This is a genomic window from Herminiimonas aquatilis (assembly GCF_042665175.1).
Classification (GTDB): domain Bacteria; phylum Pseudomonadota; class Gammaproteobacteria; order Burkholderiales; family Burkholderiaceae_D; genus Oxalicibacterium; species Oxalicibacterium aquatilis.
Window position 1 is genome coordinate 112,067 of record NZ_JBHTCC010000002.1, and the last position, 25,319, is coordinate 137,385.

General features: G+C 53.9%; 26 protein-coding genes. 16 read left to right on the top strand and 10 right to left on the bottom strand.

Annotated elements, in window-relative coordinates; translation table 11 throughout:
* The first annotated feature begins 64 nt into the window (after positions 1-64).
* From ACFQO0_RS10040 to ACFQO0_RS10050, 3 genes are all read left to right on the top strand, one after another.
* Positions 65-1,663, top strand: a complete 1,599-nt coding sequence (locus ACFQO0_RS10040) for a response regulator (protein WP_382234202.1) — start codon at positions 65-67, stop codon at positions 1,661-1,663.
* A 35-nt stretch (positions 1,664-1,698) separates the two neighbouring features.
* Positions 1,699-2,091 carry a response regulator transcription factor gene (locus ACFQO0_RS10045; RefSeq protein ID WP_382234204.1) on the top strand — a complete coding sequence of 131 codons (393 nt, stop codon included), beginning with the start codon at positions 1,699-1,701 and terminating at the stop codon, positions 2,089-2,091.
* A 107-nt stretch (positions 2,092-2,198) separates the two neighbouring features.
* On the top strand, positions 2,199-2,537 hold the full coding sequence (locus ACFQO0_RS10050) for a hypothetical protein (RefSeq protein ID WP_382234206.1): 339 nt from the start codon (positions 2,199-2,201) through the stop codon (positions 2,535-2,537).
* An 83-nt stretch (positions 2,538-2,620) separates the two neighbouring features.
* Here ACFQO0_RS10050 and ACFQO0_RS10055 read toward each other — a convergent pair whose 3' ends face one another.
* On the bottom strand, positions 2,621-3,715 hold the full coding sequence (locus ACFQO0_RS10055; RefSeq protein WP_382234208.1) for a diguanylate cyclase domain-containing protein: 1,095 nt from the start codon (positions 3,713-3,715) through the stop codon (positions 2,621-2,623).
* 273 nt (positions 3,716-3,988) lie between these two features.
* Entirely contained in the window at positions 3,989-4,990 is a 1,002-nt protein-coding gene (locus ACFQO0_RS10060; RefSeq protein WP_382234210.1) for a serine/threonine protein kinase, read from the bottom strand.
* A 151-nt stretch (positions 4,991-5,141) separates the two neighbouring features.
* Here ACFQO0_RS10060 and ACFQO0_RS10065 point away from each other — a divergent pair, with 151 nt between their 5' ends.
* Together ACFQO0_RS10065 and ACFQO0_RS10070 are read left to right on the top strand one after the other, a co-directional pair.
* The gene (locus ACFQO0_RS10065; protein ID WP_382234212.1) at positions 5,142-5,837 is read left to right on the top strand and encodes a UPF0149 family protein; all 696 of its coding nucleotides are present in this window, start codon (positions 5,142-5,144) and stop codon (positions 5,835-5,837) included.
* 210 nt (positions 5,838-6,047) lie between these two features.
* A complete protein-coding gene (locus ACFQO0_RS10070; protein ID WP_382234214.1) occupies positions 6,048-6,344 on the top strand; it encodes a hypothetical protein in 297 nt (98 codons plus the stop codon).
* 441 nt (positions 6,345-6,785) lie between these two features.
* On the opposite strand, the gene orn is transcribed toward ACFQO0_RS10070, so the two are convergent.
* Positions 6,786-7,370 carry an oligoribonuclease gene (gene orn / locus ACFQO0_RS10075; RefSeq protein WP_382234216.1) on the bottom strand — a complete coding sequence of 195 codons (585 nt, stop codon included), beginning with the start codon at positions 7,368-7,370 and terminating at the stop codon, positions 6,786-6,788.
* A 50-nt stretch (positions 7,371-7,420) separates the two neighbouring features.
* On the opposite strand from orn, the gene ACFQO0_RS10080 reads away from it, so the two are divergent.
* From ACFQO0_RS10080 to ppnP, 6 genes are all read left to right on the top strand, one after another.
* Positions 7,421-8,677, top strand: coding sequence for a M48 family metallopeptidase (locus ACFQO0_RS10080; RefSeq protein ID WP_382234218.1), 1,257 nt, complete (start codon positions 7,421-7,423; stop codon positions 8,675-8,677).
* An 11-nt stretch (positions 8,678-8,688) separates the two neighbouring features.
* The gene (locus ACFQO0_RS10085) at positions 8,689-9,039 is read left to right on the top strand and encodes a 4a-hydroxytetrahydrobiopterin dehydratase (RefSeq protein ID WP_382234220.1); all 351 of its coding nucleotides are present in this window, start codon (positions 8,689-8,691) and stop codon (positions 9,037-9,039) included.
* 66 nt (positions 9,040-9,105) lie between these two features.
* The gene (rsgA, locus tag ACFQO0_RS10090) at positions 9,106-10,008 is read left to right on the top strand and encodes a ribosome small subunit-dependent GTPase A (RefSeq protein ID WP_382234222.1); all 903 of its coding nucleotides are present in this window, start codon (positions 9,106-9,108) and stop codon (positions 10,006-10,008) included.
* 106 nt (positions 10,009-10,114) lie between these two features.
* The gene (argF, locus tag ACFQO0_RS10095; protein ID WP_382234224.1) at positions 10,115-11,029 is read left to right on the top strand and encodes an ornithine carbamoyltransferase; all 915 of its coding nucleotides are present in this window, start codon (positions 10,115-10,117) and stop codon (positions 11,027-11,029) included.
* A 75-nt stretch (positions 11,030-11,104) separates the two neighbouring features.
* A complete protein-coding gene (argG, locus tag ACFQO0_RS10100) occupies positions 11,105-12,445 on the top strand; it encodes an argininosuccinate synthase (RefSeq protein WP_382234225.1) in 1,341 nt (446 codons plus the stop codon).
* Positions 12,446-12,482: 37 nt separating this feature from the next.
* Positions 12,483-12,797: a pyrimidine/purine nucleoside phosphorylase gene (gene ppnP, locus ACFQO0_RS10105; RefSeq protein WP_304932802.1), complete on the top strand. Its 315-nt coding sequence runs from the start codon at positions 12,483-12,485 to the stop codon at positions 12,795-12,797.
* Positions 12,798-12,881: 84 nt separating this feature from the next.
* On the opposite strand, the gene ACFQO0_RS10110 is transcribed toward ppnP, so the two are convergent.
* Together ACFQO0_RS10110 and ACFQO0_RS10115 are read right to left on the bottom strand one after the other, a co-directional pair.
* Positions 12,882-13,418, bottom strand: coding sequence for a carboxymuconolactone decarboxylase family protein (locus ACFQO0_RS10110; protein ID WP_382234226.1), 537 nt, complete (start codon positions 13,416-13,418; stop codon positions 12,882-12,884).
* A gap of 76 nt (positions 13,419-13,494) precedes the next feature.
* The gene (locus ACFQO0_RS10115) at positions 13,495-14,283 is read right to left on the bottom strand and encodes an alpha/beta fold hydrolase (RefSeq protein WP_382234227.1); all 789 of its coding nucleotides are present in this window, start codon (positions 14,281-14,283) and stop codon (positions 13,495-13,497) included.
* 64 nt (positions 14,284-14,347) lie between these two features.
* Between ACFQO0_RS10115 and ACFQO0_RS10120 the strand changes: the two genes are divergently transcribed.
* The 3 genes from ACFQO0_RS10120 to ACFQO0_RS10130 all read left to right on the top strand — a co-directional run bounded on the left by ACFQO0_RS10120 (position 14,348) and on the right by ACFQO0_RS10130 (position 18,510).
* Positions 14,348-15,349, top strand: a complete 1,002-nt coding sequence (locus tag ACFQO0_RS10120) for an AraC family transcriptional regulator (protein WP_382234228.1) — start codon at positions 14,348-14,350, stop codon at positions 15,347-15,349.
* Positions 15,350-15,518: 169 nt separating this feature from the next.
* Positions 15,519-17,183 (top strand): hydantoinase/oxoprolinase family protein, encoded by a 1,665-nt coding sequence (locus ACFQO0_RS10125; protein WP_382234230.1) that lies wholly within the window; start codon positions 15,519-15,521, stop codon positions 17,181-17,183.
* Positions 17,184-17,193: 10 nt separating this feature from the next.
* A complete protein-coding gene (locus ACFQO0_RS10130) occupies positions 17,194-18,510 on the top strand; it encodes a histone deacetylase family protein (RefSeq protein ID WP_382234232.1) in 1,317 nt (438 codons plus the stop codon).
* 86 nt (positions 18,511-18,596) lie between these two features.
* On the opposite strand, the gene ACFQO0_RS10135 is transcribed toward ACFQO0_RS10130, so the two are convergent.
* Both ACFQO0_RS10135 and murB read right to left on the bottom strand, forming a co-directional pair.
* Positions 18,597-18,911 carry a DUF1294 domain-containing protein gene (locus ACFQO0_RS10135; RefSeq protein ID WP_382234234.1) on the bottom strand — a complete coding sequence of 105 codons (315 nt, stop codon included), beginning with the start codon at positions 18,909-18,911 and terminating at the stop codon, positions 18,597-18,599.
* 16 nt (positions 18,912-18,927) lie between these two features.
* On the bottom strand, positions 18,928-19,956 hold the full coding sequence (gene murB, locus ACFQO0_RS10140; RefSeq protein ID WP_382234236.1) for a UDP-N-acetylmuramate dehydrogenase: 1,029 nt from the start codon (positions 19,954-19,956) through the stop codon (positions 18,928-18,930).
* A 221-nt stretch (positions 19,957-20,177) separates the two neighbouring features.
* On the opposite strand from murB, the gene ACFQO0_RS10145 reads away from it, so the two are divergent.
* Together ACFQO0_RS10145 and ACFQO0_RS10150 are read left to right on the top strand one after the other, a co-directional pair.
* Positions 20,178-20,663: a YajQ family cyclic di-GMP-binding protein gene (locus ACFQO0_RS10145; protein ID WP_382234238.1), complete on the top strand. Its 486-nt coding sequence runs from the start codon at positions 20,178-20,180 to the stop codon at positions 20,661-20,663.
* Positions 20,664-20,828: 165 nt separating this feature from the next.
* Positions 20,829-21,461, top strand: a complete 633-nt coding sequence (locus tag ACFQO0_RS10150; protein ID WP_382234240.1) for a retropepsin-like aspartic protease family protein — start codon at positions 20,829-20,831, stop codon at positions 21,459-21,461.
* A 101-nt stretch (positions 21,462-21,562) separates the two neighbouring features.
* Here ACFQO0_RS10150 and aroG read toward each other — a convergent pair whose 3' ends face one another.
* The 3 genes from aroG to ACFQO0_RS10165 all read right to left on the bottom strand — a co-directional run bounded on the left by aroG (position 21,563) and on the right by ACFQO0_RS10165 (position 25,319).
* Positions 21,563-22,627, bottom strand: a complete 1,065-nt coding sequence (aroG, locus tag ACFQO0_RS10155; RefSeq protein WP_382234242.1) for a 3-deoxy-7-phosphoheptulonate synthase AroG — start codon at positions 22,625-22,627, stop codon at positions 21,563-21,565.
* A 288-nt stretch (positions 22,628-22,915) separates the two neighbouring features.
* Positions 22,916-24,376, bottom strand: coding sequence for a metalloprotease TldD (gene tldD / locus ACFQO0_RS10160; RefSeq protein ID WP_112991883.1), 1,461 nt, complete (start codon positions 24,374-24,376; stop codon positions 22,916-22,918).
* A 133-nt stretch (positions 24,377-24,509) separates the two neighbouring features.
* Positions 24,510-25,319 (bottom strand): carbon-nitrogen hydrolase family protein, encoded by an 810-nt coding sequence (locus tag ACFQO0_RS10165; protein ID WP_382234244.1) that lies wholly within the window; start codon positions 25,317-25,319, stop codon positions 24,510-24,512.

Sequence of the window (25,319 nt, forward strand, 5' to 3'; positions counted from 1 at the left end):
TGATGCGACAAGACGTCCATCAGCTGCCATATCAGATGATGCTGAAAAACCTCCCAGAGAGATCATGTCCTCAACCATCCGCTTCAGACTGAAGCCACAGACCAAGGCACAGCACGCTCGCTTGCAGCGTCGCCGCGCTACTCATAACAATGTATTGGACGGCACTGAATTGACGCCGCTGCGGGCGGATGCGCTGCAACGCACGATCAACACGCAAATGAACGGCATCATCGGCGCGCTTGAGATGATCCGCAAAAACGAGCTGCCATCTGACCAATCCGAAATGATCAATCTGGCGCAAGACAGCGCCGACACGCTATTACTGGAAGTCGATCAGTTGCTGGCGTCGCATCAGGATTGCAGCAGCGAGACGCCGTCAGAGACAGGCAACGATCCGGTGGCCGACATCAGAATGATGCTGGTCGATGCAGACGCGGATAGCTGCGCGCGCATCGAACAAAAACTGCAGCAACGCGCGGTCCGCATAGAAAGTTTCGCGCTGCCGCATGATGCGCTGGCGGCGCTGGAACAGGCCGTGACAGAGGGCGATCCCTATCGCATCGTCTTGCTGGATCAACACCTCACGGGAATTAGCGGCGAGACGCTGGGCATCGCCATCGGCAACTCGCCCCTGTATCGCGATGCGCTGCTGGTGCTGATCAGCGATGAACACAGCCGATCCGATGCCAACAAACTGGCACACGCAGGATTTTCTGCATGGTTGCCCACGCCTACCTCGCACACCATGCTGCTCAATACCTTGCGCATGTTGTGCACCTGCATTGCAAAAAAGGATGCACCGCGCTTCGTCTGTGCCGGTGTGCGCCTGGGTTCAAAACTGAATGCGACATTTCACGCGCAGCCGGGTGAGGAAGACACTGAATTGCCTGCCAGCTTCTCGCATACGCGCATTCTGGCCGTCGATGATCATGCAGTGAACCTGCAGGTGATCAGACAAATGCTGACGCGTTTTGGCTGTCAGGTCGATACCGCATCCAACGGCGAGCATGCGCTACAACTGGTTCATGCGCAGCACTACGATCTGGTGCTGATGGATTGCCAAATGCCGCAGATGGATGGCTATCAAACCACGGCCTTGTTGCGCGCGATGGAATCGGGTGACAGCCATATGATCGTCATCGGCTGGTCGGCCGGCACCCGACACAATGAACGCGATACCTGCCTGGCGATCGGCATGGATGATTTCATCGCCAAGCCGTTACGGTTGCGCTCGCTGAACGAATTGCTGACGCGCTGGCTACCGGCGACTGCGGATAACAGCATGAAGACGCTTCAGCAAGATGACGAGCTGGATGCAACACAACAAATGTTTGGCGACGATTTTGCCGAGCTTGCGCAACTTTTTCTTGGCGACAGCCCCAAGCGATTGGCTGCGCTGAGCACAGCGATAGCCGAACAGGATGCAATGACAGCGGGACGACTGGCACATGTCCTGTGCGGCAGCAATGCGTCCTTGGGTGCGACGGCACTGGCAGCTCTTTGCCGCGACCTCGAAATCAAGGCGAAAAATCATGAACTGGATGACGCCCCTGCGCGCTTGAAGGCAATTGAGCTTGAATACGCACGCATCGAGACAAAATTGCATGCGATGCTGGATGCGGCAATCCAGACGGAGTCCGGCAACTCGCAAGGCAAACATTGACGAGCGTCACCACGATTGACTAGCGAGACTATCCATTGATCAATACACCAGCCAAGCTCAATTTCGTCATCGCCGACGACGACAGAATGACGCGCAATGTGCTGCGCATGTTGTTGCGTGAAAGTTATCACCAGGTTGCCGGTGAAGCGGGCGATGGCGAGAAGGCGCTCGAATTATGCATAGAGCATCAGCCTGATATTGCCTTCATCGACATCGACATGCCCAAGCTCGACGGCCATCAGGCGACGCAAAAAATCCGCGAGCAGTGCAAGCACACGCAGGTCATCGTCGTCAGTTCACTGGCCACGGTCAGCCATGTTCAGCAAGCGCTGCAAGCCGGCGCAAACGGCTTTCTCGTCAAACCTTTTAACAGCAACAAGGTCAACGAAGCCATACAGCAATGCATGAAAAAATTAAAGACCGATTGAAGCTGTCTGGACAATATTGAAACGCGGCGTTGGCTGTATCATCATGGAAAAAGCGCGTACGCAACACTTCGCGCATCCCGTACAGAACATGCTGAAGGTACTAAAAAATGAACCAGATTCCCGAATCAAAAAAGAACCATCTGTGGCGCAAGACTGTCTGGCACACCGATCCGGAAGAATTTCCGCTCGGTCCGCATCACTCGGTGGAAGTGTATTGCTGCGAAGAGTCGAACGGTTACGCAGTCTGGTACGCGCGCCGGCTGGCAAAGGATGACAGCAGAAATAACGGAGGAATTGAAAACGGTGATTACCTGCTCAATTTTTTCGCCAAGACCAAACGCGACGATGCGATAGAACGCGCAGTACTGATCGCCAATAGCGATCCGTCTGCCGACAAGGTGATCGCAGCGCTGGACGCTTTGGCCAAAAACGCGCAAAAGATTTAAAACGCATTCGCAAGCGGATAAAGCCTGAACTTGAGTTTGCGCTTCAGTTTAAGAAGCAGCGCGCGGGCTGCCCGGACTGCAGGCTAGCAGGCGAAAGCCACTGATGCCGGGACCGCCGTACGGAACTGGTTCTTGCCCGCAGCCTTGGCTTGATACATCAGGCTGTCGGCACTTTTCAAAACGTCTTCAACCGTACGCAGATCTGCATGCGGCAGCACGCAAATACCGACGCTGGCACCCAGCCGCAAATCCTTGCGCGCCAGCGATATCTCGGCAATCGCCTTCAGCATTTTTGCCACTACCGCTTCGGCACTTTTTTCGCTGACGATATGACGCAGTAGCACGCCGAATTCATCGCCGCCGAGGCGCGCGACCTTGTCGGAGATGCGCACGCAATGCGTCAGCGACAGGGCAACTTCTTTCAGTATCGCGTCGCCCCCCGCATGGCCGCAGGCATCGTTGATCGCCTTGAAGCCATCCAGATCCAGCAGCAGCACGGCATCAATTTCGCCCGATGCCGCACCCGAACCAAACAGCTGCTCCAACTCATCGGCGAAGCCAGCACGATTCAACAATCCGGTCAGATAGTCGCGCTTGGTCGCCTCCTCGAAGTGGGCGGCACGCAGCTCAAAGGTTTGCTTGGCATCTTCCAGTTTTTGAACCAGCGCCACCACATACAGCGGTACCAATACGTTCACCAGCACAATGCCGCCTGCGACTGAGGGGATCGTGCTCCAGTCGGATGAAAAGTAAAAAGCCGTAGCCATCAGTGGGCCGCCAACTATCGATGACAACCAGGTGTATTTGGTACCGTAACGCAAACCGCTCCCTATCGATCCGAGCGCAGGAACCCAGGCGACCAAACCCGCGATATAGCCGGCCAGGTACATGCCCAGGGCTGGCAGCGCTTGATCCAGGATTGCCGCCATCGTGCGGCGCAGTGTGACGCCAAGCAGCGAAAAACGTACAACGAAGATCCAGATGAATGCATAGGCGATGTAACCCGCCGCGCCGATGGCCACGCTTTTCGAGACGCTATGCCACTGGAAATGCCAGGCCAGAATCATGTAGAGACAAAACGGCGTGACGTTAAATGCACGTAACTTGGCTTGCGCGAACTCGCTGGCAGCTTCAATTGTATGGTTAGACAGACTGGTGAACCAATGGAAAACACGCATATCGACTAGTCTAATGAGGCTATTTTATGAAGCGGAAAATGGGGATTTGGACGAACTCTGGAACTTGCCGAGCGGCTATTGTTCTTGCGAGTGCCGCAGTGTGCCACAAGCAAATAACCTTCACAATCGCGGCGCAGCTTTGCGTCGATTACACATACATCAAGCAACACATTGACGGGTCCAGATAGCCAAAAGATTAGTATCTAGTCTTGGCAAGGACGCCCTGAGGTTGATGGTATTCAGGCGATTAGCAGGCCTTCCAGGCCGACCCGCTTAATCCCATAATGGCGCTTCATCCATCAGCGCCACTTGTTCGCGCAATTCCAGTATCCGATCTTGCCAATAGCGCTGCGTGTTAAACCAGGGGAAAGCCACCGGGAAAGCGGGATCGTCCCAGCGCCGCGCCAGCCAAGCCGCGTAGTGAATCAGGCGCAGCGTGCGCAAGGCTTCAACCAAATGTAGTTGGCGCGTATCGAATTCGGCGAAGTCTTCATAACCTGCCAGCAAGTCAGAGAACTGTCTGACCATATCGCGGCGTTCGCCGGATAACAGCATCCATAAATCCTGAATGGCCGGGCTGGTGCGGCTATCGTCAAAATCGACAAAGTGCGGCCCTGCATCGGTCCACAATACATTCCCTATATGGCAGTCGCCATGCAGACGCAGAGTCTTTACGTCACCAGCCCTGTCGAAACAGCGGCGCACGCCATCGATCGCCTGCGCAATCACGCTGCGATACGCGTCCAGCAAATCGGGGGGGATGAAGTTATTGGCCAGCAGATAATCACGCGGCTCTTCACCAAAGGTCGCGATATTCAAGGCGGGCCTGTGTTGATAAGGCTGCAAGGTGCCGACGGCGTGAATACGACCAATAAAACGCCCCATCCATTCCAGCGTCGCCGGATCGTCAAGTTCCGGCGCACGGCCGCCATGGCGCGCGAAGACAGAGAAGCGGAAGCCGGAAAATTCATGCAGCGTTTTGCCATTTGCCAGCGTCATCGCCGGCACCACCGGGATTTCCCTCTCGACCAGCTCAGCGACGAATGCATGTTCTTCCAGAATCGCCTCATCGCTCCAGCGCGCAGGCCGATAGAACTTGGCAACCAGCGGCGGGCCATCTTCAATACCGATTTGATAGACGCGATTTTCGTAACTATTCAGGGCGAGCAGGCGTCCATCGCTGTACAAACCGACGCTTTCCAGCGCATCGAGTACGCAATCAGGCGTGAGATTCGTAAAAGATGGCGTCGAAGACAATGCAGAGGATTCATTCATCTGCGCATTGTACGGTGCAAGCGCATTTTTCATCGACACGTTTCCGCCGGAACACAAGTCCCGCGCCTAACAGGGATTTCCGCAATCGCACTTAATTATGGCGCTTCATGCTGATACACTTCGGCTCTGCACATCCACAAAGAAACTCATCATGCATCTCGACCAGCCCCTCTCCGATAAAGAATTCGACGAACTCGATAAATTCCTGCTGTCCGATCGCACCGCCGACGATTGCATGGCGATGGACTCGCTGCACGGTTACCTGACCGCGCTGGTAGTCGGCCCGGAAGAAGTGCCGCTGGCCGAATGGTTGCCACACGTCTGGGGCGAAGATGCAGAAGCGATCCCGAAATTCAAGAACGACAAGGAATACGAACGCATCGTCGCGCTGATCGCCCGTTTCATGAACGAAATCGCGATCACGCTGGAAGTCGCGCCGAAAGAATACGAACCGCTATTCTGCGAACACGAATGGGAAGGCAAGCCCGTCCTGGACGGCGAAGCCTGGGCCTGGGGCTTCAACCTCGGCATGAGCCTGCGCGCAGAAGCGTGGGAACCTATCCATACTTCGAATATTGCCCCACTGATGCGCCCTATCTATCTGCTGGGTGCGGAAGAAATCGAAGAAGAAGAAATGGTGCTGGTCGACAACCCGGTCAAATGCCACAAACTGACGATCGAGATCGAAGCCGCCATCCCAGAAATCCACAAGTTCTGGCTGCCACACCGCAAGTCCGCAGTGAAAACTGTTCAGCGCGAAACACCTAAGGTTGGTCGCAACGACGATTGCTCATGTGGTAGCGGCAAGAAATTCAAGAAGTGCTGTGGCGCTGACACTGCGGAGTAAGCATTTCTTAATTCTGCTTTCATTCCATGCTTATGAATGTAATGAACTTTGCCGAGTTTCACGATTCTTTAGTTATTCGTAAAAACACAGACCACGGTGAGGGACGCAATATGGCACAACGGTTTCAGAAAAATATCGTGAGCGATGCGTGCCGCACCAGCCATTTTATTCCTCAGTGTTTGCGGTATACATTTCGTTAGGCGCAAAGCAATGAGTGCCGAGCAGATTTACTTATTAAACGGTTGGACTGTCGAGTTCCAAAAATACATTCACATGCATTCGCACAGCCTCGAACTGTCGAGAGGCAGTGAGGCTTATCAAGTGTTCTGTGAAGACACGCGGTATGGCTTTGTGGGAATCTGGCCGTATGAGCTGAAAGAAACAGTTACTGATGCTATTTTTCACGAACTCTTGGCGGTGTTGCGAAAGTGGGCAAGCTTGTCCGATTTTCAGTACCGACTTTACACGTCGCAAAATGACTATGAGACCAATGACACGCAAGCCTAGAACGCCTAACCCTTAGGTCTACCGGACCTGCCTTCGGCGGACAGGTTACCTCCAACGTTAAATTGCACCTTGGAAAAACTATTGCCCTCTAAGTAGCTTTTGAAGTTGCCGTTGCTCTTACCCGCTGTGACGCAGCCGTTTGTGCGAAGCAGAAAATGGATAAAGAAGTGAACGCTGTTTGAGCCGAAGGCGAGTTTCGTTCGCTTCCCATTTTTTGATTTGCACAAACGGGAAGCCCGAAGGGCCAGCGGCTGTGCGGTCGCCTTTCTTTGCCTTCTTTCTTTGGCGAAGCAAAGAAAGAAGGTGGCCGCCGGGCCACCCCCGGCAACTGACTACCAACTATCAGTAAACTTCAGCCCAAAGCGCCAAACTTACATTTCAACAGAAACAAAAAAACGGACGCCACCATCGCATCCGTTCATCGCTTACCCCTTAAGGAAATCACTCCTTAATGAAATGCTCGCGGTAATAACGCAACTCTTCAATCGACTCAATAATGTCAGCCAGCGCAGTATGCTTCTGATGCTTCTTGAAACCGCTAGCCAACTCAGGCTTCCAGCGCTTGCACAATTCTTTCAGAGTCGACACATCGAGATTGCGATAGTGGAAGAAGGCTTCCAGTTTCGGCATCCCTTTGGCCATGAAGCGGCGATCCTGGCAAATTGAATTGCCGCACATAGGCGATTTGCCTTTTGGGACATACGCCTTCAAAAATTCGATCAATGCCTCTTCCGCCTGCTCTTCAGTCACGGTCGATGCCTTGACGCGTTCGATCAAGCCGGAGCGGCCATGCGTGCCCTTGTTCCATGCATCCATGCCGTCCAGCGCCTCATCCGATTGATGAATTGCGAACACCGGACCTTCGCCGATAATATTCAATTCTGAATCTGTTACCACCACGGCAACCTCGATGATGCGATCGTTTTCCGGATCGAGGCCGGTCATTTCCATGTCCAGCCACACCAGATTGAACTCATTCGGACGTGCAGGTGTGGTTGGTGGCGTTAATTCTTCAGCTTGTGACATAATTGTTTCCCTTAGACCGGCGTAATCCGTCATTTTCTCACAGGAAAAGAATGTCATCACTTGCGTTTACTGTTTTGTTTGTCAGCTTCCTGCTTATCAGCCTGGTAGTTCGCTTCTGGCTGGCGTCACGCCATATCCGCCACATCCTTGTGAATCGCGCTGCCGTGCCTGCGCAATTTGCCGGTCAGATTTCGCTGGAAGCGCACCAGAAAGCCGCTGATTACTCGATCGCGAAAACAAAATTTTCTCTTTTTATTGTGTTGTTGAATGCTGCGGTGCTGATCGGTTTTACGCTAATGGGTGGCCTGCAATGGCTGGCGACCGCATCGTTTGATATTTTCGGCGATGGATGGCGCTATCAGTTGGGACTGGTGCTGGGGTTCGCCTTGATCTCGGGTCTGATTGAACTGCCGTTTGATTATTTCCGCCAGTTTGTGCTGGAAGCGCGCTTCGGCTTCAATCGCATGACGCCTGCGCTGTTCTTTACCGATCTGTTCAAAAGCACCGTGCTGTCGCTGGCTCTCGGCCTCAGCCTGGTGTGGGTCACCTTGATCCTGATGGAAAAAGCCGGCGACCTGTGGTGGTTGTATGCATGGGTGCTGTGGTGCGGCTTCCAGATGTTGATGCTGGTATTGGTGCCGCTGTTCATCGCGCCCATGTTCAACGAATTCAAACCGCTGGAAGATGACAGTCTGCGTACCCGTATTGAAAACCTGATGCAGCGCATCGGCTTTGCCTCCAGCGGCTTGTTCGTGATGGATGGCTCGCGCCGCAGCGCGCACGGCAATGCCTACTTCTCCGGCTTTGGCGCGGCCAAGCGCATCGTCTTTTTCGACACCTTGCTGGAACGTCTGGCACCGCATGAAATCGAGGCGGTACTGGCGCATGAACTCGGACATTTCAAACTCAAGCATGTGGTCAAGCGCATCCTGGTGATGTTTGCTGCTTCGCTGGCTTTCCTCGCTTTGCTTGGCTATATGAAGACCCAGGCGTGGTTTTATACCGGCCTCGGCGTGGAGCCGATGATGGGTGCCAGCAATGACGCAATGGCGCTGATTCTGTTTGCGGTGGTGCTGCCGGTTTTCGCCTTCCTGCTGTCGCCGCTGACTTCGCTGAGCTCGCGCAAGCATGAATTCGAAGCCGATGCCTTTGCCGCGCAACATACGAATTCGCAGGATCTGGTATCCGCACTGGTCAAACTGTATGAAGACAATGCATCGACACTGACGCCTGATCCGCTGCATTCGGCGTTCTACGATTCGCATCCGCCAGCCAGTGTGCGCATCAACAAGCTGCTGGCCATTTGAGCCGACTCGTCATGAGCAACGCTGCCGATCTACGCAAACAAAAATGTCGCCATCAATTGACGGCATTGAATGCAGAAGGGATCGCGCAGCGTTTGCCGGCAGTCGCCGCCTGGAAGCTGCAGGATGGAAAAATCGTCAGGGAATTTACCTTCGCTGATTATTACGACACGCTCGCCTACGTTAACGCCCTCGCCTACATCATCCATGCCGAAGATCACCATCCTGAACTGGTGGTGACCTACAATCGTTGCATCGTCAAATTCAACACGCATTCGGTCAATGACGGCAAAGGCGGCTTGTCGGAAAACGACTTTATCTGCGCCGCGAAACTGGATGCCCTTTTTGAACGATCGTTCGCTTGATTGTGCGTCCGAATACCTACGTGATTTATCTAGCCGATCTACCAACGTGATTCACCAACCTGATTAATGGCCGCATCTATCGACACTCTCACAGGCACCGTCATTGCCGCACATGGCCGACACTATCTGGTTCAAGCCGCCGACAAAAAACTGCAATGCGTTACACGCGGCAAGAAAAGCGATGTGGCTGTGGGCGATATCGTCAATCTCAAACTGACCTCTACCAACCAGGGCGTGATCGAAGCGATCACTGAACGTAAGACCCTGTTGTATCGCTCGGACCAGTACAAATCCAAGCTGCTGGCGGCAAATGTGACGCAACTGTTTATCGTGGTGGCGACCGAACCCGGCTTCACTGACGATCTGGTCTCGCGTTCGCTGGTCGCGGCCGAAGCCGCCGGCGTTGCCGTGCATATCATCCTGAATAAAATCGACGTCGTTGCCTCGCTGGAAAAAACCCGTAAGCGCGTGGCCTTTTACGCTGGCCTCGGTTATCCGGTGCATGAAGTGTCGGCTACTGCACAGCCGGAAGCTACCGTCGCCGCGCTGATGCCTTTGCTCACCGGACAATCGACGATCCTGATTGGCCAGTCCGGGATGGGCAAGTCGTCCATCATCAATCTGATCGTGCCGGATGCGGATATTGCGGTGCGCGAGATTTCTGCCGCGCTCGATACCGGCAAACATACGACGACATTTACCCGCCTGTACAAGATGGACGAACAGACTTCCATCATCGATTCGCCCGGCTTTCAGGAATTTGGCTTGTATCAACTGACCGAAGGCATGCTGGAACGTGCGTTTCCGGAGTTCAAAGCGTATCTGGGCAAGTGCAAATTTTATAACTGCCATCATTCCAATGAACCGGAATGCGCGATCCGCACCGCAGTCGCGACCGGCGAGATCGCACCGATGCGACATGCTCTGTACTTGCAGTTACTGCATGAATCATCGCAGAAGCTGTATTGAAATCCGGCCAGCCTCGTTGCGGGTGGCTTTTTGGGATGAAAATCCCTTATAATTGAAGCAGTTACAACATTCGGCGGCAGGCGCCAACCTAGCCGCCGTTTTCATTATGGCAATCAAACACTTTCTGCAATTTTCCGATCTGACGCTGGACGAATTCGATTATCTGATCGAACGTACGCGCATCATCAAACGGAAATTCAAGAATTACGAGCCCTACCATCCACTGGCTGATCGCACGCTGGTGATGGTGTTCGAAAAAAATTCGACCCGCACACGTCTATCGTTTGAAGCCGGCATGCATCAGCTCGGCGGTGCTGCGATTTACCTGAATACTCGCGACAGCCAGCTCGGCCGCGGCGAACCGGTGGAAGATGCAGCACAAGTGATGTCCCGCATGTGCGATGTCATCATGATCCGCACCTTCGGTCAGGACATCATCGAGCGCTTCGCCGCCAATTCGCGTGTGCCGGTCATCAATGGCCTGACCAACGAACATCATCCTTGCCAGGTTCTGGCCGATGTATTTACTTACATCGAGCACCGTGGATCGATCAAGGGCAAGACAGTGGCGTGGGTAGGCGATGCCAACAACATGCTGTATTCATGGTTGCAGGCCGCTGAAGTGTTCGATTTCCATGTTCAGGTGTCGACCCCGCGTGGCTACGATATCGACCCGAGTCTGGTCGCACCCGGCAATACGCATTACACCGTGCATGCAACACCGACCGATGCCTGCACAGGCGCACATCTGGTCACGACCGATGTCTGGACCAGCATGGGCTTCGAAGAAGAAAACGCAGCACGCCTGAAAGCATTCGATGGCTGGATCGTCGATGCCGCCAAAATGCAGCGCGCGCAGCCGGATGCCTTGTTCATGCACTGCCTGCCTGCACATCGCGGCGAAGAAGTGTCAGCCGAAGTCATCGACGGCCCGCAATCAGTCGTCTGGGAAGAAGCGGAAAACCGTTTGCACGTTCAAAAAGCGTTGCTCGAATATCTGGTTCTCGGCAAGCTCAATTAGCCATCGATGCAGTCTTATCTGAAATCATCGATTCAGTTTTATCTAAATCCTATCCAAGTACGCTAAGCACATACCATGTCGACTATTCTCCAATCCGTTCCCGTCAATCAAAAAGTAGGCATCGCCTTTTCCGGCGGCCTCGACACCAGCGCAGCGCTGCACTGGATGCGTCAAAAAGGCGCGATCCCGTATGCGTACACTGCCAACCTGGGTCAACCTGATGAAACCGATTACAACGCAATTCCGCAAAAGGCAAAAGCCTACGGCGCAGAACTCGCGCGTCTGATCGATTGCCGCGAACAACTGGTGGCTGAAGGCATCGCTGCATTGCAAAGCGGCGCCTTCCATATTTCGACCGCAGGCGTTACCTACTTCAACACGACCCCGCTGGGTCGCGCAGTCACCGGCACCATGCTGGTTGCCGCGATGAAGGAAGACAACGTCGATATCTGGGGTGACGGCAGTACGTTCAAGGGCAATGACATCGAGCGCTTCTATCGCTACGGCTTGCTGATGAATCCGGCACTGCGCATCTACAAACCGTGGCTGGATGATGCGTTCATTGAGGAACTTGGCGGCCGCAAGGAAATGTCGGAATTCCTGATCAAGTCCGGCTTCGACTACAAGATGTCCACAGAAAAAGCGTATTCGACCGACTCCAACATTCTTGGCGCTACGCATGAAGCGAAAGATCTGGAAGAACTCAGCAGCGGCATGAAGATCGTCGAGCCCATCATGGGCGTCGCATTCTGGCGCGATGACGTCGAAGTCAAACGCGAAGAAGTCACCGTACGTTTTGAAGAAGGCCGTCCGGTCGCATTGAACGGCGTATCGTATTCGAACATGGTCGAACTGATGCTGGAAGCCAATCGTATCGGCGGCCGTCACGGCCTCGGCATGAGCGACCAGATCGAAAACCGCATCATCGAAGCGAAGAGCCGTGGCATTTACGAAGCGCCCGGCCTGGCGCTGTTGTTCATCGCGTACGAACGCCTGATCACCGGCATACACAATGAAGACACGATCGAGCAGTACCGCGAAAGCGGCCGTCGCCTCGGACGCCTGTTGTACCAAGGCCGCTGGTTCGATCCGCAAGCCATCATGTTGCGTGAAGCCGCACAACGCTGGGTCGCACGCGCGGTTACCGGTGAAGTCACGATCGAACTGCGTCGCGGCAACGATTACTCCATCCTCAATACGGTCTCGGCCAACCTGACCTATCAGCCTGAGCGCCTGTCGATGGAAAAAGTGGAAGATGCACCATTCTCGCCGCAAGATCGTATCGGTCAATTGACGATGCGCAATCTGGACATCACGGATACGCGCCAAAAACTCGGCATCTACAGCAGTGTCGGTCTGCTGACAGGCAACTCATCCGTTGCACTGCCAAGCTTTGAAAAAGACAGCAAAAAATAATTCTTCAACATCCAATATTTATATCAAACACAAAATCATGACTACTCAATTCGATAACGTTTCCGTCGTCAAAAAAGCCAATATCTACTTCGATGGCAAATGCGTGTCACACACAGTCTTGTTCGCTGACGGCACCAAGAAAACCATCGGCATCATTTTTCCATCGACGTTGAAATTCAACACCGGCGCTGCAGAAATCATGGAGCTGAATGCAGGCAAATGCCGCATTCGCCTGGCGGATGCAACGGAGTGGAATACCTACGAAGGCGGCCAGCAATTCGAAGTGCCGGCAAATTCGAGCTTCGATATTGAAACGGTGGAAACACTGGACTACGTTTGCCATTTCATCTGATATCCCAATACCTCAAATAAAAAAGCCCGGAATACTCCGGGCTTTTTTATTATTTGCGGCTGTCGGGCCAAGCACCCTGCATCTTTAATCCGCAGGAGGAAAATCCACCACGGTGTCGTTGATCCGATTGAACAAGTTGGTGAACGTGATGCTGGTAATGGCGAGCACGACCTCTACGATTTGCGTATCCGTAAATCCGGCATTCTTGATTTTTTCAACTGTCGCGCCAGACAATGTCCCCTTTGTCGAAATCAATTCCCGGGTGAAGCTTGCCAACGTATCCAGACGCGCATCGCTGGACGGAGTGCCATGACGGATTGCCAGTACATCTTCCTTGCTCAAGCCCGTTTTTTTGCCAATCAAGGTGTGTGCCGCAAGGCAGTAATCACACTCGGCTACCTGACTAACAACGAGTTTCACGACCTCTCCTTCTTTCGCGCCTAGCGCTCCTTTTTTCAATGCACCATCAATATTGAGCAATGTTTCCAATGCAATCGGACTATTGCTGCCGATGTTGACGTAAGCGTTTGGCACGAGACCTACGGCTGCTTTGATGCCAGCGTAAAGCTGTGCGGCGTGTCCAGTGGATTCGGATACTGGTTGGTTAAATAAACGGCTCATGATTATTCCTTGAAAAGTGTGAGTGAACTGGCGGCCTCAAGCACGCCAGTAGTACAGATGAATCGTTGGTGAATTCTTATTCTGCGGATTTTTCGATTGCAGAAACCAGACCTTGCACATCGGTCAGGAACGGTATGTGGCCGGTATTGAGCGTGAACTCCAGGCGCACTGGCGTGGCGGCCACCATCTTTTGCTGCAGGTAAGGACTGACGACCTGATCCTGTGCGGTGTGGATGTAGACCTTGTCGACCTTGCCGAAACGCGCAGCAGTCAATTTCACTGGCGTGACGATTGGTCCCAACGGCTCGTCGATGATCAGATCGGGCAATGCCTTGCGCAAACCTTCTGGCGCGCCGTTGGCAAACAAGTCGGCGCGGGCTGCATAGTTGACCGAGACCATGCCTTTGGCTTCATCAATCTGCAGTGCCGGACCGGCCTTGCTGTCGCGGTCCTGTTTCGCCAGAGAAATCATCGATTCGCCATCCTGCGGCAGGTAGGCGGCCAGATATACCGCTGTCTTGATCTTGGCGGGAGCCGCTTCCGCTACCGTTGATATCGCAATGCCGCCAAAGCTGTGGCCGACCAGCACCACCGGCTGCGATTCGCCATTGATCGCCTTGAGTACCGTGTCGCGATACACATCGTTGCTGACCAGATTGGCCGCCATCGGTGCGCTCGGACGACCGGGCAGATCGACGTTGATCACACGATAGCCGTCCGCCTGCAGTTTGGCGCTGACGCCATCCCAGATATGTGCGTCTTCAAATGCGCCGTGGACGAGGGCAATAGCCGGCTTTTCTGCAGCCATTGCTGAAGCGCCGACCAAGGCGGCGGAGGTCAAAATCAAAACGTTTAATGCTTTCATGTCATACTCCTGAAAAGGGTTTATAAGCTCGGGAACCACAGGACAAATGATAGGACTCAACAACATGAACAACCATATCCAGGAGCCCGGACTTCATGATCAATCGTCCGGAAAAATGCCGGACTATGGCATGGCGGCCACCCGTGCCGACGTCCTGTCACAAGTGCTGACCTTGATACGATTACGCGGCGAACTGGTGTATTCGGCGCAGCTGCGGGCACCGTGGAGCATTGCCTTCCCCAAGGGGGCGGCGCATTTCTATTTCGTTGAGACCGGCACGATGTGGGTCAAAACCCTGGGCGCTGAGCCGCTTGCGGTAAGCCAGGGTGACATGCTGCTACTGCCGCATGGCACCGGTCACATGATTTGCGATGATCCGATCACGCCTCCGGCAGAAATCGGCGACCTTATCGGCGAACACTTTGATCGCGACAAATCGGTGCTCGATTACGGCGACGACGGCACACCGACTCGCCTTGTCGGCGGCCTGTTCCATTTCGAGGGAGGATCGCTGGCCGCCATCATGGCAGCGCTGCCGTTGGTGGTGCATATCCCCAGTGAAAACGGCAAGACGCCGGACTGGCTGCATGCGCTGACGCATTTCCTCGTCAAGGAGTCGCACGAGGTAGAACCCGGTTCGTCGCTGATGATTTCGCGATTGATTGATTTGCTGGTGATACGTACGCTGCGTACCTGGGCCGCCAGTCAGACTCATCCCGGCGGCTGGATTGGCGCACTGGGTGACGAACGCATAGGACGCGCACTAAGCGCCATCCATGCCGCCCCCTATCATCCGTGGACTGTGAAAGGACTGGCCAGTCTCTCTGCCATGTCGCGCTCGATTTTTGCGGAGCGCTTTACCGCACGCGTGGGAGAAGCGCCGCTTCATTACGTAAAACGCTTGAAACTGACACTTGCAGCGGACATGCTCGCGAGTGGCGGGGTGCGCGTTACGCAAGCGGCGGAGCGCATCGGTTACGCATCCGATGCGGCCTTCAGTCGCGCTTTCAAGGCCCAGTTTGGCTACGCACCGAGCGAAGCAAGCCAACGTCAGGATGGTTCCTGACGTGACAAGTGCGAGACGTCAGGAGAAGACAGCTATGGACTGCGCTCTGCGCCTTCCACCATAATGACGCCATGAATAGCACCGCCAATCTCTCGAATCTAATTAATCCTCTTAGTCCGGCCTGTCCGCTCGCGACAAGCCCGACGTAACTTCTCCAAGAAAGAAACATATGATCCTTGGCATTGATGTGGGTGGCACACATACCGATTCGGTATTGATGCAGAACCGCAAAATCATCCGCAAGTCCAAAGTCCTGACCGACAAGAATGATATTCTGGGTTGCGTGATGCGCGCGACGCAAGCTGTCACGACAGCCGACGATATCAGGCAGTTGAAGCGCATTGTGCTCAGCACCACGATTTCGACCAATGCGGTTGCGCAAAACCAGCTTGATACGGTCGGCCTGATCGTGATGAACGGGCCGGGTGTTTCGCCCAAGGATTTGCCGCTCGCCGACAAGACGCACTTGATCGCTGGTTACATGAATCATCGCGGCATCGAAGCTGAAGCTATTGAGGACGACGAGCTAGAAACGTTGAAGCAACAGTTCGCCAAAGACAAAATTGAGCACCTTGCCGTCATCGGCAAGTTCTCGACACGCAATCCGGCCCATGAGCAGGATGTCGGCTCCTTCTTTGCAGACAAGATCACGCACGTCTCACTTGGTCATCACCAATCCGGCGTGCTGAATTTTCCACGTCGAATCGCCACCACTTATCTGAACGCTGCGATCTGGAGCCTGCATAGCCGCATGGTCGATCAACTGGCCGGCTATCTGCAGGAACTCGGCGTCAATGTGCCGCTGTTCATTCTGAAAGCGGACGGCGGCACGATCGGCGTCGAACAGTCGCGTAACTATCCGGTGCAAACGATTCTATCTGGCCCGGCCGCGACCATCATGGGTGTGTTGCCGTTTGTATCGTCCACGCAGGACTCCGTCTCGATCGATGTCGGCGGCACTACAACCGACATCGCACTGTTCGCCGACGGCGCACCATTGCTGGAACCGAAAGGTGTCGAGATTGAAGGACACAAGACGTTGATCCGCGGCCTGCTCACGCATTCGATGGCGCTCGGTGGCGACAGTCATGTGCAAGTCGTCAACGGTGCATTGCAGATCGGCCCTGAGCGCAAAGGCTCGGCCATGGCTTTCGATGGTCCGGTGCCCACGCCTACCGACGCGCTTATCGTGTTGGGACTTGCCGATATCGGCGACAAAGCCAAAGCGCTGCGCGCGATGGAAAGTCTGGCAACCACACTGCAGCAGACGCCGCAACAGGTTGCGCAATCCATCGTCGACAGTATGTGCGCCAGCATCGCCACCAAGGTCACGCAAATGGTCAGCGAGGTCAACAGCAAGCCGGTTTACACCATTCATGAACTGCTCGAAGGCAAAACGCTGAACCCGCAGCAATTGATTGCCGTCGGTGGTCCTGCGCCCTACTTGGCCAAACAGGTCGGCGAGTTACTGCAGTTGCCAGCGCTGGTGCCGGAGAATTCGGACGTTATCAACGCCAGCGGTGCGGCAATGGCACGCACTACCGTCGAATTGAATTTGCTGGCCGACACTGAATCGCAGCAATTGAGTTTTGCCGAAGATGGCCGCAAGGTGCAAATCTCTTCGCGCGCCACTGTCGACGATATCGTCGCGATCGGTCAGGAACGTTTGCTTGAAATTGCCAGAGCCGCCGGCGCACGCGATGAAGACCTGGAAGTGGAAGTCGCCGACTGCCAGTCGTTCAACGTCATCCACGGGTATGCAACCACCGGCAAGAACATCCGCGTCCGCTTGCAGATCAAACCCGGTTTGATCAAACATGAAGAACAAGTCTGAGGAACACATCATGAAGAAAAACACAGGATTGGTATTTTTTCCGGCGTTCGACTATGCGATCTCACCTACGCATCCGGAACGTGAAGAGCGTCTGTTGTACACGCAGGATCAGGTGTTTGAAGAAGGTCTGCTGGACTTTGACAACATCAAGGAATTCAAACCCGGCGTGGCTACCGCAGAAGACATACAGCGGGTGCATTTTTGCGTGCCTGGCATAGACGAAATCGTGCATGCATCACATTTGATCGCGGTCGGCGGCTGTATTACTGCGGCCGACAAGGTACTCACAAAAGAAGTCGATAACGCATTTGCGCTAGTGCGCCCTTGCGGCCACCACTCCTTCCGCGTTGTGCATGGCAGCCGTGGTTTCTGCACGCTGAACATGGAAGCGATCATGGTCGAGTACATACGCCACAAGTACGGCGTGAAAAAGATTGCGATCGTCGATACCGATTGCCACCACGGCGACGGTTCGCAGGATATTTTCTGGCACGATCCGAACACGCTGTTCATCTCGATGCATCAGGACGGCCGCACGCTGTATCCCGGCTCCGGCTTTCCGAGCGAACTCGGTGGGCCGAACGCTTTCGGCACCACGATCAACCTGCCTATGCCGCCGGACACCTGCGAAGAAGGTTTCCTGTACGTTCTAGATGAAATCGTGATGCCTATCGTGAACGAATTCAAGCCGGACCTGATCATCAATTCGGCCGGACAGGACAATCATTATTCCGATCCGATCACGAACATGAAATTCACCGCGCATGGTTATGCGGTGCTCAATCAACGACTCGCACCTGATCTGGCAGTGCTGGAAGGTGGCTACTCAATTGAAACCGCGCTGCCCTACATCAACACCGGGATCATTCTGGCGATGGCGGGCATGGATTTCAGCCACATCAAGGAACCGGACTACGACGCGGAAGATCAGAAGCAGCCGGCTGCAATTGGCGCCTATCTGGAAAAATTGAAGGATGCGACCTTCCATCACTGGAACAATCGCGAAACGCTGCGCGAACAAGTCTATCCGGCGCAGGAATTCCACAAGCGCAATTTCAATGTCTATTACGACACTGACGGCATACATGAAACCATCAATGAAACGGTACGTTCATGCCCGGATTGCGGCGGGACCGTCGTCATCGACTCGAGCTGCGCCGATACATACAATCACATCCTCGCGGTTCAGATTCCTCGCTATGCCTGCGCACCTTGCCGCAGCTATGGCGAAGAACAGTTCGCTAAAACGGAGATTGGACGCGCAGCGGGGCAATATACGCAAGCCTTCCTGCAGGACAAGGATAAGGATCTATACCTGTCCAAATGACAGGTCCCGGATAATGCGGCAACGTGCCGGCTTTAGCCGGCACGGTTTTAACTAGAAGAACATAGAAGTTCACAACGTTCGTCCAATCAGCCGCGCCCCAGCGCATGCAGCGCGTCGCTGCCATAAGGCGACAGTAACCAGCCGACACAAGCACAATGCAGGATTACCGTCACCCAGTAAATACGCTGGAACGACGCCTTGCTGGTTTTATGTCGCAGAAATTTTTGCGCCAGCCACGCTCCGGGCCAGCCACCAAGAAAATCCAGCAGGTGCAGATTGCCTTCACTAATCCGCCATTCGCCTTTACGTGCGGCCGATTTATCGATCGCATACGCGCCAAAGCTCAGCAAACTGAGCGCGATATAGCTACCCAGTATAGGCAATAAAATTTTCGATTCCATTAGTTAGTTCTGAACATCAAAGAAAGATGGGTTCCGGTTCCAGCCGCACATCGAAACGCTGCGCGACATCGGCCTGTATGGCAGCCGCCAGTTGCGCGATGTCGGCACCGCTGGCTCCGCCGCGATTGACCAGCACCAGCGCCTGATTTTCATAGACGCCGGCGGCACCGGCCGTCTTGCCTTTCCAGCCACATTGATCGATCAGCCAGCCTGCAGCCAGTTTGACGCTGCCATCCGGCTGCGCGTAATTGACCAGTTGCGGATAGGTCGTGAGCAAGGCGTCGCGCTGCGATGGCGTGACGACAGGATTCTTGAAAAAGCTGCCCGCATTGCCGATCACTGCGGGGTCCGGTAATTTGCGCGTGCGTATCGCAATCACTGCTGCACTGATGTCTTGGGCGCTCGGCTCTGTAATCTTGCGCGCGGCCAGCTCTTGCGTCACATCGGCATAACGAATCGCTGCTTGCCATTTTTTTGGCAAGGCAAACGTCACATCCAGCACGACAGCTCTGTCACGCAAGCGATGCTTGAATACGCTATCGCGATAGCCGAACATACAGGCTTCCTTGTCCAGCGTGCTTAGTTCGCCGGTTTCAAAATCAAATAATGTCAGTGAATGAAAGCGGTCTTTGATTTCTATCCCGTAAGCACCAATATTCTGGATAGGTGCGGCGCCTACGCTACCCGGAATCAGTGACAGGTTTTCCAGTCCACCCAGATTGTGCTGCAAAGTCCATTGCACAAACTGGTGCCAGCTTTCACCAGCAGCAGCCCGCACATAAGTCACGTCCGTATCTTCACCGACGATCTCGATACCCTTGCTTTCCATATGCAGGACCAGACCGGGGAAATCCCTGGTCAGCAGAATATTGCTGCCGCCACCCAGCACCAGACGCGGCAAGGCTGCCAGCGCGGGATCATTTTTTACTGCAGCCAACATATCGCTCGACGAAATCGACAGATACGCATGCGCGTTGGCTTGCACACCGAAGGTGTTATGGTGGCGCAGGGAAAAATCGTACTGAATCGGGAGAGAATGAGCCATAGTCGACGATTATATCTCTGCTCTACCCCAGTACAGGCCTACCCTGCCGGTTTTTTGTCCGTTAAAATGGCGGACGAATCAGATGCAGAATCTGAATGAGTGGGCTGAATAAGCAAGTTGCGCAAACAAGTTAGGCAAGCAGTCCAACAAGTAAGCGGAATAAACAAGCTGGTGTTTCGTCGGCATCTGTCGCGAGCCAGGCAACAATAAGGAAATTCATCATGCCGTCTTTTGATACCGTCTCCGAAGCCAATATGGTTGAGGTCAAGAATGCAGTGGACCAGGCCGGGAAAGAAATCACGACCCGTTTCGACTTCAAGGGCAGCGATGCCCGCGTCGAACAAAAAGAACGCGACCTGACTGCGTATGCGGATTCAGAATTCCAGTTGAATCAGGTTCTGGACGTGCTGACCAACAAGCTGGGCAAGCGCAATGTCGATGTGCGCTTCCTCGATCGCGGCAAGATTGAAAAAATAGGCGGCGACAAGGTCAAGCAAGTCGTCAAGATCAAGAACGGCATCGAAACCGAAGCCGCCAAGAAAATCGTGCGTATCCTCAAGGACAGCAAGCTGAAAGTACAAGCCAGCATCCAGGGTGATGCCGTACGTGTCACCGGCGCAAAACGCGACGACTTGCAGGATGCAATGGCCTTGTTACGCAAGGAAGTTGCCGATCTGCCGCTGGAGTTCAATAACTTCCGCGATTAAGAGTTAAGTAAACCGGGATCAAAACCGACATGGGAATCCCCTTTGCCGGTCAGTTCCATCCCTGCTTGGTCGGTTTGTTGCGCGCGTCATTGCTGTATCGCGTTTCTTTCCAAATCGCCGACGTTTCATGACAGAATCATTGTTTTCATACCAACGATATCTGCCATGAAACGATCGCTGCTCGCCTCTCTCTTTTGCTGCATCGCGCTGCAGGCTCAGGCCGCTGATATCAGCGTGATCGGTCTCTTCCCAGGCAAGGCTGTACTGGTAATTGATGGCCGCTCACCCAAGACTTACTCAGTCGGCAATACGGTCACTTCCGGCATCAAGCTGGTCGACGTCAACGAAACCACAGCGACCTTCGACACGAGTGGCAAAAAACAGAAAATCGATATAGGTGGGCACGTCAACCGCGTCGTGCCTTCGACCGGGTCGACCGTGACTTTGCAAGCAGATGCCCGGGGTCACTTCATCGTGCAAGGACAAATCAATGGCGGCGTGGCACGCATGCTGGTCGATACCGGCGCAACGTTAGTCGCCATCCCGGCAGCAGATGCAATTCGTATGGGCATCGATTACAAAAAAGGGCAGCCCGGCTACGTGAATACAGCAAACGGCGTGGCGCCCGTTTACCAGGTAAGACTTAATTCCGTGAAAGTTGGAGACATTGTCTTGAATCAAGTTGACGGTTTGGTTCAGGAAAATGGTCTGCCGTACATCCTCCTCGGTATGTCTTTCTTGAATCGTACCGAAATGCGACGCGACGGCGATCAAATGGTACTTACGAAGCGCTACTAGTAGCATCAATAGGCAACAAAAAAACGGGCACTGAATCAGTGCCCATTTTTTTGTTGTCGCTGTTTAATGAGCCGCATTGCGGCTCATTCCAATGCAATCGCTTATGCGTCCGGATCTTTCAAACGACGTTGTTTGACGGCTTCTGCCAAACCTTCCAATACGCCCAAGCTATCTTCCCAGCTGATGCAACCGTCAGTCACTGATTGGCCATAGACGAGCTCTTTGCCTGGCACAAGATCCTGACGACCGGCAACCAGATGCGACTCGATCATTACACCGACGATACGCGTATCGCCGCCGGCGACTTGCTGCGCTATATCGGCGCAGACAGGGATTTGATTTTCCGGTTTCTTCGAGCTGTTCGCATGCGAAGTATCTATCATCAAACGCGAGGCCAAACCGTTCGCTGCGATGTCCTTGCACGCTTGCTCAACACTGGCTGCATCATAGTTAGGCGTTTTACCGCCGCGCAGAATGATGTGGCAATCTTCATTGCCGCTGGTCGAAACAATTGCCGAATGGCCGCCCTTGGTCACAGACAGGAAGTGGTGCGGCTGCGATGCCGCCTTGATCGCATCGACCGCAATTTTCACATTGCCGTCAGTGCCGTTCTTGAAACCTACCGGGCAGGACAAACCCGAAGCAAGTTCGCGATGCACTTGCGATTCGGTGGTACGTGCCCCGATCGCGCCCCAGCTGATCAGGTCAGCAATGTATTGCGGACTAATGACGTCAAGGAATTCAGTACCTGCCGGCAAACCAAGATTATTGATGTTCAACAGCAGTTCACGTGCAATCCGCAAACCTTCGTTAATGCGGAAACTGTTGTCCATGTATGGATCATTGATCAAGCCTTTCCAGCCCACCGTGGTGCGCGGTTTTTCGAAATAGACACGCATCACGATTTCCAGCTCGCCCGCAAAACGCGCGCGCTCCTTGACCAGGCGATTTGCATATTCCATCGCAGCTTTGGTGTCGTGTATCGAGCATGGTCCGATCACCACCATCAAGCGATCATCCTGCCCGTGCAAAATCCGATGCAGTGCAATCCGCGCATCAGCAGCAGTCGTCTCCGCTTTTTCGGAGACGCCGAGCTCGCGTATCAAATGCGACGGTGGCGTCAGTTCTTTCATTTCTCTAATCCGTAAATCATCTGTGCGTGGCATGTTTTTCTCCGGTCAAAATCTATTCTGCAAAAAATAAAAAACCGCCATCGCGGGCGGTTTTTAAAAGAATTTCGGTTTCAGCTTTTTACTTGCGCGCTTACCGCTTCTCCACCGCCGTTGGGCTGGAATAGCTAAAGTAAAAATAAAATTGGAAGCGCGAAGCAGTCATATCTGTACTGAATTCTGTTTTATCTGTCGGTAATATTGCAATAGTTCGGCTGATTTGGCAAGAAAAGCTTGGAATATACATGGGCATTCAAACAAATTTTGGAAGAATGCCAACAAACATCAAGCCGTTCCACCTACGGTCACACCGTCGATACGCAAGGTAGGCTGGCCGACGCCGACCGGCACACTCTGGCCTTCCTTGCCGCAGACGCCAACACCGCTATCCAGACGCATATCGTTGCCTATCATCGAGACGCGGTTCAATACATCCGGACCGTTGCCGATCAGGGTTGCACCCTTGACCGGATAGGTTACTTTGCCATTTTCGATCATGTAGGCTTCGCTCGCCGAAAACACGAACTTGCCGTTGGTGATGTCGACCTGACCGCCACCAAAATTGACGGCGTACAAACCATTTTTCACCGATGCCAGAATTTCTGCCGGATCCTTGTCGCCACCGAGCATATATGTATTCGTCATGCGCGGCATAGGCAGATGGGCGAAGGATTCACGACGTGCATTGCCGGTGACCGGCATCTTCATCAGGCGCGCATTCATCGTGTCTTGAATATAACCTTTCAAGATACCGTCTTCGATCAGCGTCGTGCATTGTGTCGGATTGCCTTCGTCATCGATGTTCAGCGAACCGCGTCTATCCGCGATAGTGCCGTCATCGACAACCGTCACGCCTTTGGCGGCGACGCGTTCACCGATGCGACCTGAGAACGCGCTGGAACCCTTGCGATTGAAATCGCCTTCCAGACCGTGGCCAATCGCTTCATGCAGCAACACGCCTGGCCAGCCGGGTCCGAGGACAACGGTCATCGGGCCGGCAGGAGCCGGACGCGCTTCCAGATTGACGAGTGCGGAAGCGACTGCTTCGCTCGCATATTTTTCCAGCAATTCATCGCTGAAATAACCATAGCTGTAGCGACCGCCGCCGCCGCTGGAACCCATTTCGCGACGACCATTTTGTTCTGCAATCACGGTGATCGAGACGCGTACCAGTGGGCGAATATCAGCTGCCAGCACGCCATCGCTACGCACGACCAGCACTACATCGTATTCACCGGCGAGGCCGGCCATCACTTGCACCACGCGCGGGTCTTTTGCACGCGCGATGCGTTCGATTTTTTCCAGCAGTTTTACTTTTTCAGTTGCATCCAGCGAGGTCAGCGGGTCGTTCGGCAAATACAAATCGCGACCACCAACTTGTTGAATCGCTGACGCGACCTTGATCTTGCCTGCGCCCTGGCGCGCAATCGTGCGCGTGGCAATCGCTGCTTCATTCAATGCGCGCTCGGAGATTTCATCGGAATACGAAAATGCTGTCTTGTCGCCAGACACGGCGCGCACGCCGACGCCCTGGTCGATAGAAAAACTACCGGTTTTGACGATGCCCTCTTCCAGGCTCCAGCCTTCGCTTTTTGTAAACTGAAAATACAAATCTGCGTAATCGACGCGATGCGTAAACATCGTTCCCAGTGTTTTGATCAGGATGGATTCATCCAGACCGAAGGGCGTCAGTAATACATCACGCGCAACGGCCAGGGTTTTCAGATTTGGTTCAAATGGAGTCATTGTTTATTTGCCATTCACGCATTGATGCGCAAACTAAATTGATTCGGAAGTTAATATATATAGCGAATTGTAGAGCATCTGGCCCAAAGCCCTTGATTAGGCTACAACTTCGCTACAATTCGCTGCTAGCGCACTACAACTTGCGATGTTTCAAGGCGGGAAGATTTTCCCGGATACCAGATAAATAATTGGGCTCTATATCGCCGATTACAAGGCCTTCACCCTCTGGCAAAACCGCTTTTACCTCGCCCCATGGGTCGATGAGCATGCTGTGCCCCCATGTTGTGCGGCCATTTTGATGACGGCCGCCTTGCGCTGATGCCAGCACATAACATTGATTTTCAATCGCACGCGCGCGTAACAGGATTTCCCAATGCGCCTTGCCTGTCGTATAGGTGAATGCCGCCGGAACCACGATCAATGTGCAATCACCCATCGCGCGATAGAGTTCGGGGAAACGCAAGTCGTAGCAAACCGATAAACCTACTTTGCCGAATGGCGCATCGAAAGTGGTGACTTCAGTGCCCTCCACGATGGTGCGCGCCTCGTCATAGGATTCCATACCTTTGGTGAAGCTGAACAAATGTATCTTGTCGTAACGCTTCACGCGCTCACCGGCAGGGTTGTAAACCATCATCGTATTCAATACCTTGTCAGCCACCTTGGCTACCATCGGCAAAGTACCGCCTATCAACCACACTTGATGTTCGCGTGCGGTTTCAGCCATGAAGGTCTGAATCGGCCCGACATCGATCTGCTCCGCCAAGCCCAGCTTGTCATTTTCATGCAGGCCCATGAACGCCCAGTATTCCGGTAGCAAAACCAGACTGGCACCTTGTTGCGCGGCATCTGCAATCAGACGTTTGGCGGTAGCGATATTCTCTGCTATGGACGGCGTAGAAACCATTTGAATGGCAGCTACGCGCGCGACAGGATGCGTCAT